Annotated in this window: 11 protein-coding genes; 3 read left to right on the forward strand and 8 right to left on the reverse strand. The window is 61.7% G+C overall.

Annotation, left to right across the window (positions count from 1 at the left end):
- Nucleotides 1-4 precede the first annotated feature (4 nt).
- Nucleotides 5-1,582 carry a SulP family inorganic anion transporter gene (locus NCS58_RS23480; protein ID WP_061117155.1) on the reverse strand — a complete coding sequence of 526 codons (1,578 nt, stop codon included), beginning with the start codon at nt 1,580-1,582 and terminating at the stop codon, nt 5-7.
- A gap of 83 nt (nt 1,583-1,665) precedes the next feature.
- Nucleotides 1,666-2,313: a carbonic anhydrase gene (locus NCS58_RS23485; RefSeq protein ID WP_061117156.1), complete on the reverse strand. Its 648-nt coding sequence runs from the start codon at nt 2,311-2,313 to the stop codon at nt 1,666-1,668.
- A gap of 248 nt (nt 2,314-2,561) precedes the next feature.
- Here NCS58_RS23485 and NCS58_RS23490 point away from each other — a divergent pair, with 248 nt between their 5' ends.
- Entirely contained in the window at nt 2,562-3,389 is an 828-nt protein-coding gene (locus NCS58_RS23490; protein WP_061117157.1) for an alpha/beta fold hydrolase, read from the forward strand.
- A 1-nt stretch (nt 3,390) separates the two neighbouring features.
- Here NCS58_RS23490 and NCS58_RS23495 read toward each other — a convergent pair whose 3' ends face one another.
- The 3 genes from NCS58_RS23495 to NCS58_RS23505 form a co-directional block, all read right to left on the reverse strand.
- Complete coding sequence (locus NCS58_RS23495) at nt 3,391-4,245, reverse strand: polysaccharide deacetylase family protein (RefSeq protein ID WP_061117158.1); 855 nt, start codon at nt 4,243-4,245, stop codon at nt 3,391-3,393.
- A complete protein-coding gene (locus tag NCS58_RS23500; RefSeq protein ID WP_061117159.1) occupies nt 4,242-5,327 on the reverse strand; it encodes a glycosyltransferase in 1,086 nt (361 codons plus the stop codon). The genes NCS58_RS23495 and NCS58_RS23500 overlap by 4 nt, the downstream gene beginning before the upstream one ends.
- A gap of 640 nt (nt 5,328-5,967) precedes the next feature.
- Nucleotides 5,968-6,723, reverse strand: a complete 756-nt coding sequence (locus tag NCS58_RS23505) for a FadR/GntR family transcriptional regulator (protein ID WP_061117160.1) — start codon at nt 6,721-6,723, stop codon at nt 5,968-5,970.
- Between the two features lie 578 nt (nt 6,724-7,301).
- Here NCS58_RS23505 and NCS58_RS23510 point away from each other — a divergent pair.
- A complete protein-coding gene (locus NCS58_RS23510; RefSeq protein ID WP_061117278.1) occupies nt 7,302-7,724 on the forward strand; it encodes a hypothetical protein in 423 nt (140 codons plus the stop codon).
- 30 nt (nt 7,725-7,754) lie between these two features.
- On the opposite strand, the gene NCS58_RS23515 is transcribed toward NCS58_RS23510, so the two are convergent.
- On the reverse strand, nt 7,755-8,006 hold the full coding sequence (locus NCS58_RS23515; protein ID WP_061117279.1) for a hypothetical protein: 252 nt from the start codon (nt 8,004-8,006) through the stop codon (nt 7,755-7,757).
- A 146-nt stretch (nt 8,007-8,152) separates the two neighbouring features.
- Between NCS58_RS23515 and NCS58_RS23520 the strand changes: the two genes are divergently transcribed.
- Nucleotides 8,153-10,837 carry an excinuclease ABC subunit UvrA gene (locus NCS58_RS23520; protein ID WP_061117161.1) on the forward strand — a complete coding sequence of 895 codons (2,685 nt, stop codon included), beginning with the start codon at nt 8,153-8,155 and terminating at the stop codon, nt 10,835-10,837.
- On the opposite strand, the gene NCS58_RS23525 is transcribed toward NCS58_RS23520, so the two are convergent.
- Both NCS58_RS23525 and NCS58_RS23530 read right to left on the reverse strand, forming a co-directional pair.
- Nucleotides 10,817-11,356: an HD domain-containing protein gene (locus NCS58_RS23525; RefSeq protein ID WP_061117162.1), complete on the reverse strand. Its 540-nt coding sequence runs from the start codon at nt 11,354-11,356 to the stop codon at nt 10,817-10,819. The two genes, NCS58_RS23520 and NCS58_RS23525, sit on opposite strands and share 21 nt — an antisense overlap.
- Nucleotides 11,357-11,415: 59 nt before the next feature.
- Nucleotides 11,416-12,117, reverse strand: a complete 702-nt coding sequence (locus NCS58_RS23530) for a YdcF family protein (protein WP_250477692.1) — start codon at nt 12,115-12,117, stop codon at nt 11,416-11,418.
- Between the last annotated feature and the right edge of the window lie 150 nt (nt 12,118-12,267).

The raw sequence follows: 12,267 nt of genomic DNA on the forward strand, positions 1-12,267 counted from the left end.
TCGCTTACTCGGAAGTCATGCCTTGTCTGTTCAAACCGGACCATCTGCCGCGCAGCGCGGACATGCCCGTTTGCGATCCGGCAGGCGGCAATTTCCTGCATTCGACATGCATGCCTCGCGAAGCCGCGGCCGCCGTGAACTGATCGATCTCCTCGCGTACGTCCGGGTCGACATAGTCCGCGCGTGATGCATCGAAGATCACCGTCGCGCCATCGGGGATGGTGCGCAGAAGATGCTTCAATGTGACCTTGCCGAGAAACGAAACGTCCTTACGGAACGACACCAGATAATGATCGTCGTGTTGCGTCATCGTAATCGGGCGCTTGAGATTCGCGCGGATCGCAAGCAGAAGACTGCACCCGATGCCGAGCAGGATGCCCATCAGCAAGTCGGTCAGCAACACGCCCGCAATCGTCACGATGAACGGCGCGAAGCGTTCGATGCCCTGTTTCGCGATGGCCGCGAACAACGAAGGCTTGGCGAGCTTCAAACCGGTGAAGATCAGGATGGCCGCGAGGCAGGCAAGCGGAATCAGGTTGATTACGCTCGTCAGCGCGAACACACTCGCGAGCAGCAGCGCGCCATGCACGAACGATGACCAGCGGCTCTGCGCACCCGCATGCACGTTCGCCGAGCTGCGCACGATGACCGAGGTGATCGGCAGTGCGCCAATCGCACCGGCCATCATGTTGCCGATGCCTTGCGCTTTCAGCTCACGATCGGGATGTGCCGCGCGCTTCTTCGGGTCGAGTTGCTCGACGGCTTCGAGGCTCAACAGCGTTTCGAGACTCGCGACGATGGCGAGCGTGAAGGCGAGCCGCCACACATCGGGATTCACGAACTGAGAGAAGTTCGGCAATTCGAGCGCATTCGTGAATGCAGCGAACGATTCGAGCGACGGCAGCGCGACGCGATGTTGCGCGGGCGGTGCGAAGCCCGGCGCGAACAGGTCGAGCAACAAGGTCGCGCCGATGCCGAACGCGACCACCGCGAGCGGCGCGGGCACGGCGCGCACGAGCGCAAAGCGGCGCATTGCGCGCGTTTCCCAGCCTGCGAGCATCGCAAGCGATACGACGGCCACGATGCACGCCGCCGCCGATATCGGTCCGAACGGCGTACCGAGCACGCCGGGTCCGCTCGCGGCCGGGGCGCCTCCATTGGCGAAGCCCGCGGCAAGGGGAATCTGCTTGATGACGAGCAGAAGACCGATCGCGGCGAGCATGCCCTTGATCACCGACGACGGCACATAGGCTGCGAAGCGCCCCGCCTTCAACATGCCGAAGCCGAACTGGATCGCGCCCGAGAGCAGCACGGCAAGCAGGAACGCTGAGAAGCTTCCGAGCCCGGCGATGCCATCGACGACAATCACGATCAGGCCCGCTGCCGGACCGCTCACGCTCAGTTGCGAGCCGCTCAGCAACGCGACGACTAGTCCGCCGATGATGCCCGACAGGAGCCCGGCGAATGGCTCGACACCCGATGCATTGGCGATGCCGAGGCACAGCGGCATCGCGACCAGGAAGACGACAGTGCCCGCGAACATGTCACGCGGGAAAGTGGCGATACGGTTACCAGAGTTCATAGTTTTTCTTCGAACGAGTTGGGGCCTGCGAAAGTCGCGAAAGCGACATCGCATCTTCGGGTGATCGATTCAGGAAAGCGGGCTTAAGCGGCTTGCAACGATGCGACCTGCGCGCGCGCAGCGTGCTGCGTTTCCCCCTCATCGGCGTAGCCGGAAGCGAGAACCTTGATGAGGCCGTCATGAAGGCCGAAGATCCAGCCGTGAACGAGCGGCGGCTCGTCGCGCTCGCAAACGATTGCGTGTTGCCGCAAAAGACGCACTTGTTCGAGCACGTTCAGTTCGGCGAGACGGTTCGCGCGCGCATCGAGTTCGGAGAATGCATCGAGCTCGTGTCGATGCCGTTGCCCCAATGCGCACAGCGGCGCGATCCGGCGATTCACGTGCGGCAAGTCGCTCGATTGCGGTAGAAGCGAGGCGCGTACACCGCCGCATCCGTAATGGCCGCATACGATCACGTGATCGACTTTCAGCACGCGCACCGCATATTCCAGCACGCTCATTGTGTTGTCATCGGAAGGCGAGAAGAGGTTGGCGATATTGCGATGAACGAAGAGATCGCCGGGATTGGCATTCGTCACCGTTTCAGCGGGCACGCGGCTATCCGCGCAGCCGAGCCACAACACCTTCGGGCTTTGTCCCTGCGCGAGACGCGGAAAGAACTGCGCATCGGCATGCGCGGTCTCGCGTGCCCACGCAATGTTTTCCAATAGCATTCGTTTCGGTCGATTCATGCATTTCTCTCCAGAACAAGCGCGTCTAACGATGCCGACGCAAAAGAATCAAAAAGGGGCCACATCTGCATTGCAGTGCAGCGAGTTCCTTACGAATTACTTTCGCAGAAAAAGTTCAGCGGCGTCCAGAGAAAAAAATATGACGTTATGCACGCAAATGATGCATGCGGCGGTTGGGTTATCTGCGCCATGGAGCGGCGCGGTTGTCTGATAACCTTGAGCCCTCCAGGTTCAGCTATCGCAAACACATGACCGACCCAGCAGCAAGCATCGACACGACGCGTTTCATCGAATTGAACGGCGGCGCTCATCCGGTGCGCATCGAATATCAGTGGTTGAACCCAGAACGCGCGGATACGCCCATCGCGTTGTTCCTGCACGAAGGCCTGGGCTCCGTCTCGTTATGGAAGGGCTGGCCGCAGATGCTTTGCGATCGTCTGAATTGCCGGGGCCTCGTTTATTCGAGGCCAGGTTATGGGCGCTCGACGCCACGCCAGCCCGGCGAGCGATGGCCGGTCGAGTTTCTTCATCTGCAGGCGCACGAGGTACTGCCTGCATTGCTCGATGCACTCGGCATTGGCGCTGAAGAACGCTCGCGCATGTGGCTGATCGGGCATAGCGACGGCGCCACGATCGCCCTGCTTTATGCGGGCGCGTTTCCCGAAGCCCTTGCCGGCCTTGCCGTCATGGCGCCGCATGTGTTCGTGGAACCAATGACGGCTGATGGCATCGAAAAGGCGCGCATAACCTATGAAACGACGTCGTTCAGAGACAAGCTGCAGGCTTATCACGAAGATGTGGATTCAGCCTTTTACGGCTGGAACGATGCGTGGCTGAATCCGGCGTTTCTGCATTGGGACATCACTGAAGAGATATCGTCGATCAGGCGGCCCTTGCTCGCCATTCAAGGCTATGACGACGAATATGCATCGATGCTGCAGCTCGACAAGATCAAGGCGGCTGTCGATCACGCGCAACTCGTCAAGCTGACGCAATGCCGGCATTCGCCACATCGCGATGCGACCGATGAAGTGAACGATGCGATCGCCGCTTTCGTGCGCGCGCACCGAACTTGAATCAGCGCTTGATCTTCAGATAGGCGCGGCTGATCGCGGGCCGCGTATGCACCCACAAGCGCGACGCGAGCCACGAGGCGGGACGGTCGCGCACTTCCAGCCGTTTGATCGTACGTTCCGCATCGCTGAATGCGTTGCGATCCAGCGGGTTTGCTCCGACATTCGTTCCGGTGTGGCACGTATAGAAGTGCCTGAAGCCCGCGCTCAGCGCCACTTCGCGGTAGTCGTCATCGTAATAGCCCTGCGGCCAGCAGAGATGATCCGACACTTCGCCGAGACGCGCGCGCAACGCGGCACGTGCAGCGCTCAGATCGTTTTGAAGGCGCTCGCGTTTCTCGTCGGGCGATGTCGTAACCCGATCCCAGCGCACATGCGTATGCGTGTGGCTATGAAACTCGAACGTGCCCGCTCCTAGCATCGCTTCGATTTCGGACCAGCGCAAAATCACATCGTCGATGTTTCCGCTCTCGATTGCGCGTTCACCTGCGTGATGATCGAGCAAGCGCGGCAAGGCCGCGGCAGCATTCGATGCATTCGGACGCACGCCGCCTTCGCCGGGCCAACTGCTCACGAGAAAGCATAGTGCTGTGAAGCCGTGGCGTTTCAATACCGGATGCGCATGCACCCAGTTGTCGAGATAGCCATCGTCGAAGGTGATGACAATGGATTTCGCAGGCACGTCGTCGCCATTCAGGAAAGCGGCGAGTTGCGCCGAGCCGATTGTGCGATAACCCGCGCTCGCAAGGTAGTCCATTTGCGCGGCGAAGTTTTCGGGCGCCACGGTGATCATGCCGGGCGACGTGCTGACGTGGTGGTACATCAGCACGGGAACCGCCCGTGCCTGCTTTGCGCTCATCTGCGATGGCCTCGCTCGTGCAATGCGCGTCGATAGAAGTGCGCTGTTTCGTCCGCCATGTGGCCCACCGTGAAGCCGTGTTCGGTGATGCGCGCACCCTCGTCCCTGAGGCGCTGGCGTAAGGCGGGATCGTCGATCATGCGTGCGATCGCACCGCGCAATGCAACCGGATCATGCGGCGGCACCAGCAGTCCATTCACGTTGTCTTCGATGAGTTCGGGCACGCCGTCTACATGTGTGCCGATGACGGGCAAGCCCGCCGCCATCGCCTCGATGAAAGCCTGGCCGAGCGCTTCCTGATGCGTGGGCAGCACGAAGAGATCGGAACCGCGAAAGATGTTCGGTATGTCCGTGCGAAAGCCCAGCAGGTGAATACGATTTGCGAGACCGAGGCTATCGACGATGCTCTTGATGCTGTCGAAGAGTGGACCATCGCCCGCCATTACGACATGCAGGTTCGGACGCGTGTCGATCAGCGGGCGTACCGCGGCGATCAGGTCTTCATGTCCTTTCTTGTCGCGCATGATCGCCACCATGCATGCGACAAACGCGTCCGGTGCGAGACCGAGCTCCTCACGCAAGGTCGAATGTGCGACGGCCTGCGGCTTCACGATGCCGTCGTAGATCGTCTGGACGCGCTTCTCCGCCACACCCGCTGAAATCAGATAGCGGCGCACGTAATGGCTCACCGCGATGACACGATGCGGGATCCAGTTATAAGTCGCGAGCGAGGATATGGGCAGTGCGAGATGCCGCGTGCGCACGATGAGCGGCGTGCCTGCCAGCCTCCCGGCCGTGCCGGCGACGAGACTGTCGTGACCGCTATGCGTGTTGAGCACGTCGAATGCGCGGCGGCGCAAGAGCGCCTTGATACGCAGCATCGATTGCATGTCGCCGCCGCTGCGCATGCGTGCGTGATGAACCGCGAACCCGAGTTCAGCGCAGTGCTGCCCGAGACGCGCATCGCCCGGGCAAATCAGTTCGACGGTATGACCGCTTTCCCGTAACGCGACCATTTCCTTCAAAGTGCGAATCTCCTGACCGCCCCATCCCTTTGAGGACTCGCTATGTAAGATCTTCAAATGCTGGTCTCCACAACCCTCGGCTGCCAAGCCGGAATATTTGGTAATAATTGGAATAGCTTTCTGCTTTCGGTAATTCGTAAAGAAAAAGCAAGGGAATTTAAACAAGCCTCGAACGAGGCTTGTCGTAAAGAGATGCATGGCTTGCAAGCCAGATGTAAGCGCGGCGCTGACAGCGCTCTACATGACCAATCGATGCCCCGCCTCAAGGTCGATTGGCATGGCTCGACATGGCGACCTGATGACCTGATGAGCTAACGGATGAGGCAGGCACCTGGTTGACGCGTACCTGGCAGTTCTGTCAGCTTGGGATCCCTGATCTTAGCGTGACTTTGCGGGAAATGACACTTATCCGTTTGCGCTTCGGGCACTTAAGGAAGCCATAAGAAATGCGTTGCGAGGCGCAAACGTTTGTCGGTCTTTCGGGGGAGGATGTTGCTATGGACAGCCTTTCGACAGAGGCAAATTCGGGTACGCGCCATCACCTGTTTGGTCAACGACCGCGTACTGCGGTCGCTGCCTCATGCGCTGAATCTGTTCGTCAGTTGCTTTGAGCGGAGCACGCAACTTATACCGATTGATGACGTTGGCGGATGGGATTTTGCAAGTGAAGTCCCCGCCTGAGAACCAACGACCGCAATCAAGCCCCGTCCTGCGCCTTAGACGACGCTTCCTGCGCCCGCCGCAGCCTTTCGCGGCTGTTCGAAAGATGCATGCGCATGGCCGCGCGCGCTGCCTCGGGATCGCGTCGCTCGATCGCATCGTAGATATCTTCGTGCTCGCGATTCACGCGATCCAGATAGCCGGCGGGATCGTTGTGTGCGAGCGCGGCTGAATTGACACGCGTGCGCGGGATGATGGTGTTGCCGAGCTGGCTCAGGATGCTGTGAAAGTAGCGGTTACCCGTAGCTTTCGCGAGTTCGAGATGAAATGCGACGTCGGCGGCGACCGCGTTGCCCTCGCCGGCTTCGATGAGCCGTTCGAATTCGTCGAGCGCGCGACGCATATGCGCGAGGTTTTCATCGGTGCGGCGCACGGCGGCGAGACCGGCCGCCTCCGCTTCGAGACTGATGCGGAGCTCGAGAATCGCCATCACGTCGCGCACCGTGAGGTCGCCCGCGGCCTCGATCTGAAAACGGTCCTGATCGCCCGCTTCGAGTACGAATGTGCCGATGCCATGCCGCGTCTGCACGAGGCGCGCCGCCTGCAGCCGCGAGATGGACTCGCGAACCACCGTGCGGCTCACGCCGAGCTGCGCCATGATCTCCGATTCCGTCGGCAGCTTGTCGCCAGGTCGGAGCGCGCCGCTGCGAATCCGCTCTGACAACTCGGCGACGACTTCCTCGGTGAGATTGCGGGAGCGGCGAAGCGCGCCGGACGCGAGGGCTTGGGACATTGAAAGACCGATCTTTGTATGCTCGATTGGCCATTATAGGGCGCACCATAGCTTGTACGATGACTATTGACTGCAGTCGGTACTGTCCGCCTTCGCCTCGTGCACATTTAGACGCAATACTCGCTTTAATAGCGCCCAGTGCCATGTCGAACGGCGCGTGCCGGCAGCCGCTAATCGCCATGATGGAAAACCCCATCAAAATCATGCGATTAGGGACAAAACAAAGCGTTGATAAACCGATTGTTGCGGCGTAAAGTTCAAGTACCGCATGAAGTGCAATCGTGCCAGCCCGGTGGCAGCAAACGCACGCCGGGCGGCGTCGTTCATAAAAGAAGGCTCGCGAATCGATTGCCGCATCCGTTGGATTCGCCATCATCTTGCGCAGTCGCGAGCCCGATCACAGCGGTTCACCGGCTCGTCGCCGCGCGTGTCTATGCGATACGCCACGCGCTTTGCGCCTCTCGCGCGTCTCGCTCATCGATCAGGCGAAAAGCCGGTGCCCGCCCTTATTCACATCCGCGAATTTCGCAGCGATACTGAGGCGCGGCATCGAGTTTGGCAGGCAAGGAGACGAGCAAATGATGCGTGAAGTAATCGGAGCGTTCCATGGCTCCCGTAAGCTGGATGAAGCGCTTGAAGATTTGCGCGCGGAGGGCATCGCGGCCGATCGCGTCCGCGTGGCGAGCATGAGCGGCTTCGCCGATTTCCACACATCGCAGATACAGAGCAACAACGCGCAGACGCAATGGATCGCGGCCGAATACGCGGGCCACGGCGAACATCTGGGTGTGGTCGATACGCACGACTACCCGTACGGGCTGGACGCTTCGAACGACGACATCCTCCCTTCGTTCGGCGCTGACGGCGGCGATGCGGACCTGGCGTGCGGCGTCACGCGCGTAATCGTGAGCATTCGCGACGAAGCGGAGATGCGCGCGGTGTGCGACATCTTCTCTCGCCTCGGCACCGACGACATCGACGTGGAAGGCGCCGCGGCCTGACCCGCACCGTCCGCGGCTCACATCGTCGCATTACTGCGTCGTCGTCGCGGGCTTCGCCTTCTTCTTGTGCTTGAAGTGAGAGCCGCCCTGGTGCGCGCTGCCGGGTGTGGACGTGTTGTCACCGCCGACGGTCGGCCCGGCCGTTGCCGCGCCATGTGCGTTGCCGCCGCCCGAGCCGCCATTGCCGTTACCACCGCCGGACTGCGCCATTGCGGCGCCCGTCACGCCCATCGTCGCGCCCGCCAGCAGCGCGACCAGAAACCTCAATCCAGCTTTTCTCATTTCTTCCTCTTCGATCAGGTTGTTTGCCGGTCGGCGTGCACTTCGCATGCAAGATGCGTTACGCAAAATGCCGTTTGGTATCTGGCATGCTGCGTGCTCGCTCTATTAATTCCGTCGTCGCGTTCAGCAGGAAACCGTACCTATTCATGGATGTCCGCAAATCCACCCGCAAGTCGGCCGATCGCGACGATGCCGCGACTGCATCGAGAGCAGGTTTCGTGCGCGTTCGTGGCGCACGCGAGCACAACCTGAAAAACGTCGATGTGGACGTGCCGCGCGATGCGCTCGTCGTCTTCACCGGCGTGTCCGGTTCCGGCAAATCGTCCCTGGCTTTCGGCACGCTTTACGCCGAGGCGCAGCGGCGCTATTTCGAATCGGTGGCGCCGTATGCGCGGCGGCTCATCGAACAGGTTGGCGTGCCGCAGGTGGACTCGATCGAAGGCTTGCCGCCCGCGGTCGCGCTGCAGCAGCAGCGCGGGGCACCGAACGCCCGATCATCGGTGGGAAGTGTGACGACGCTGTCGAGCCTCGTGCGAATGCTGTATTCGCGCACCGGCAGCTATCCGCCCAAACAGCCGATGCTCTACGCGGAAGACTTCTCGCCGAACACGGTCCAGGGCGCGTGCCCCGTTTGTCACGGCCTTGGGCGCGTCTACGAAGTCACGGAAAAGTCGATGGTGCCCGACGACTCGCTCACGATCCGCGAGCGCGCCGTCGCAGCCTGGCCGCCCGCGTGGCACGGCCAGAATCTGCGGGACATTCTCGTCACGCTCGGCTACGACGTCGATACACCGTGGCGCGACTTGCCGAAGAGCGACCGCGACTGGATTCTCTTCACAGAAGAGCAGCCGACCGTCCCGGTGTATGCCGGCCTCACGCCGAAAGAAACGCAAGCCGCATTGAAGCGCGGCGCCGAGCCGAGCTATCAGGGCACCTTCACCGGCGCGCGCCGCTACGTGCTGCATACCTTCGCGCATACGCAAAGCGCGCTCATGAAAAAGCGCGTGTCGCGCTTCATGATCGGCAGCGATTGCCACGCATGCCACGGGAAGCGGCTCAAGAAGGAAGCGCTGTCCGTGACGTTCGCGGGGCTCGACATCGCCGAGTTCGCGCGTCTTCCAATGAGCCGTCTCGCCGATCTGCTTGCGCCCATCGCACGCGGAGAGTGGCCTTCTCACGACGAAGCGCCGGGTCTCGCGCTCGCAAAAAAAGACCGCATCGCGGCAACGGCCAAGCGCGTGGCCGCCGGCGGGTCGGCACACAAGGCCGCGACCGACGTGCGCCGCACGGCCAATCTCTCCGACGAGAAGCGCGCCGCCGCCGAACGCATCGCGGCCGACTTGCTGGAGCGGCTCGCCACGCTGATCGATCTCGGGCTGGGCTACCTGTCGCTCGATCGCGCGACGCCGACGCTTTCCTCCGGCGAGCTGCAACGCCTGCGGCTCGCGACACAACTCGCATCGCAACTCTTCGGCGTCGTGTACGTGCTCGACGAGCCGTCCGCGGGCCTGCATCCCGCCGACAACGAAGCGCTCTTCGCCGCGTTGCAGCGTCTCAAGGCCGCGGGCAATTCGCTCTTCGTCATCGAGCACGATCTGAATACGATGCGGCGCGCGGACTGGCTCGTCGATGTCGGTCCGGCTGCGGGCGAACAAGGCGGACATGTGCTCTATAGCGGACCGCCGGAAGGCCTTGCATCGATCGAGGCATCGCAGACGCGCAAGCATCTCTTCGCGCCGGAACAGACCATCGAACGCATTGCGCGCGAGCCGCGCGGATGGCTGCGGCTCGAGGGCGTCACGCGCAATAACCTGCATGGCATCGACGCCGCGTTCCCGCTCGGCGCCTTCACGACCGTCACCGGTATTTCAGGTTCCGGCAAGTCGAGCCTCGTGAGTCAGGCGCTGCCGGAGCTCATCGCTCAGCGGCTCGGACGCGCACTCGACGACGCGGACGAAGACGAACAGGATCCGCTCTTCGCGCCAGCAGACGCATCGGCTGGCGGACGCATCGCCGAAGGTATGGAGACGATCCGCCGCCTCGTGCGCGTCGATCAGAAACCGATCGGCCGCACGCCGCGCTCGAACCTCGCGACTTACACGGGCCTCTTCGACTACGTGCGCAAGCTGTTCGCGGATACGCCCGCCGCGCGCAAGCGCCGCTATGGCGCGGGGCGCTTCTCGTTCAACGTCGCGCAGGGACGCTGCCCGACATGCGAAGGCGAAGGCTTCGTCAGCGTCGAACTGCTATTTTTGCCGAGCGTCTACACCTCTTGCGCCACGTGCCACGGCTCGCGTTACAACCCGCAGACGCTGGAGATCACTTGGCGCGACAAGAACATCGCGGACGTGCTCGGCATGACTGTCGATACCGCATGCGAGTTCTTCGCCGATGAACCGAACGTAATGCGCGCACTCGCCGTGCTGCGCGACATCGGCCTCGGTTATCTGCGGCTCGGGCAACCCGCGACGGAGCTTTCGGGCGGCGAAGCGCAGCGCATCAAGCTCGCGACCGAATTGCAGCGCGCGCATCGCGGCGACACGCTCTATATCCTCGATGAACCGACGACAGGCCTGCACCCCACCGATGTCGACCGGCTGATGGCGCAACTGCAAGGACTCGTCGATGCGGGCAACACGGTCGTCGTCGTGGAGCACGACATGCGCGTTGCCGCGCTCTCCGACTGGGTCATCGATATCGGTCCCGGCGCAGGCGAAGATGGCGGCCGCGTCGTCGTGACAGGCACGCCGCAACGCATCGCGAAGCATGCCGCGAGCCGCACGGCGCCTTATCTGGCGGAGGCGCTGGGCTCAGGACAGCGCACGCCCTGAAGGCACGCCTTTGCGATACGCCTCGTCGAACGCGGCTTCGAGTCCGGCGTGCGCCCCGCGCAAACCATCGACGACGCGCCTTGCCCACTCGAAGTATTCCCGCTTTCTTTCCTCGCCCCAGTTCGACGGCGGCATGGCGATAATGTCGCGCAAATTGCAGATCTTGTCCGCGAGCTTCACGAGTTGCGCGCCATGACTGATATGCGCCGCGTGTTCGATCTGCAGGCGCTTTCTTTCGGCCTTCGGCAAGGACTTGTCGTCCGTCACTTCAGCGACGATGTCCGCGACTCCCGCGCCGAACCATCGCACGAGCTCGTCGTGCGACGTGGCCGTATCCTCGATCGTGTCGTGCAAAACGGCCGCAAGCAGCACGCGCTCGTCGTCTATGCCGCCTTCGTTGGCGAGCACGTTCGCAAGCGCGATCGGATGATTGATATACGGCGACGCCTCCGCGTCCTTGCGGCGCTGATTGCGATGTTTGTCCGCGGCGAACGCGATGGCCCGGATCAGTTGATTCACTGGATGGTCTCCCTGCGGCGAATAACGAAAGTATATTCGCCGCGCAAGCGCCGCCGGTCTCAATACAGGCCGAGCCATCGCCACACATAAAAACGTGCGATGCCGACCAGCTCATGCAATGCGCTGTTCGAATCGAACCATCCTCGGCGATGTGGCAGCCACCATGTCAACGAAGGACGGATGTAGGCAACCGCGGGCTGCGGATGCAGTTCGAACGCATCGAACGCGAGCATTGCACGACGCATATGCAGCGACGACGTGATCAGCACCGACGTGTCGTATTGCCGCGAACGCAATATTTTTTCGGTGTTGCGCGCGTTCTCGTATGTGTCGAGGCTCTCGTCTTCGAGGATCAGATCCTTGCGCGCTACGCCAGCGTCGAGAAGCAGGCTGCCGTACAACTGCGCTTCGCTTTGCTCGTGATGCTGCGGATTGCCTCCGCTCACGATCACGAAGCACGCCTTTTCCATCTCGATGCAGCGCTTGTAGAGCGAAGCCGCGAGATCGATGCGCGTCATCGCATCGCCCTTGGGCACCAGACGTCCATGGCGATCGTACGACGTCCCGCCACCGAGCACGACGATCGCCATGCGTGAGCCGAAGCTCGGGTCCTTCATCGAGGCATACGTGTCGTTCGCAAGACGCACGAGCGGCCCGGGCAGACAACTGCCGAGCAACCAGAAGGCCGCGCCCGCCGCGAGCAGGATCGTGCCGCGCCGTTTCTTCCAAACGACGAACAGCGCAATGAATATCAATAGCAAAGAGACCAGTATCAATTAGCTTACCCCGATGGTTGTTTTTCAAAAGCCTTTCGAGTGCGGATACTTTTTACAAGGACTTATGGAAACAGGTGCAGGAGTTACCTACCCCCTCGCAGCAATGGCGTCAGTTTGAATGATCGCAACGGATCG

This window comes from Caballeronia sp. INML3B (assembly GCF_023631305.1).
Lineage (GTDB): Bacteria > Pseudomonadota > Gammaproteobacteria > Burkholderiales > Burkholderiaceae > Caballeronia > Caballeronia turbans.

Excerpts from the sequence above, each read along its gene's own strand:
- NCS58_RS23480 (WP_061117155.1), bottom strand. The coding sequence starts at position 1,582 with ATGAACTCTGGTAACCGTATCGCCACTTTCCCGCGTGACATGTTCGCG.
- NCS58_RS23520 (WP_061117161.1), top strand. The coding sequence starts at position 8,153 with ATGGATGTCCGCAAATCCACCCGCAAGTCGGCCGATCGCGACGATGCC.
- NCS58_RS23495 (WP_061117158.1), bottom strand. The coding sequence starts at position 4,245 with ATGAGCGCAAAGCAGGCACGGGCGGTTCCCGTGCTGATGTACCACCAC.
- NCS58_RS23490 (WP_061117157.1), top strand. The coding sequence starts at position 2,562 with ATGACCGACCCAGCAGCAAGCATCGACACGACGCGTTTCATCGAATTG.
- NCS58_RS23515 (WP_061117279.1), bottom strand. The coding sequence starts at position 8,006 with ATGAGAAAAGCTGGATTGAGGTTTCTGGTCGCGCTGCTGGCGGGCGCG.
- NCS58_RS23485 (WP_061117156.1), bottom strand. The coding sequence starts at position 2,313 with ATGAATCGACCGAAACGAATGCTATTGGAAAACATTGCGTGGGCACGC.
- NCS58_RS23510 (WP_061117278.1), top strand. The coding sequence starts at position 7,302 with ATGATGCGTGAAGTAATCGGAGCGTTCCATGGCTCCCGTAAGCTGGAT.
- NCS58_RS23505 (WP_061117160.1), bottom strand. The coding sequence starts at position 6,723 with ATGTCCCAAGCCCTCGCGTCCGGCGCGCTTCGCCGCTCCCGCAATCTC.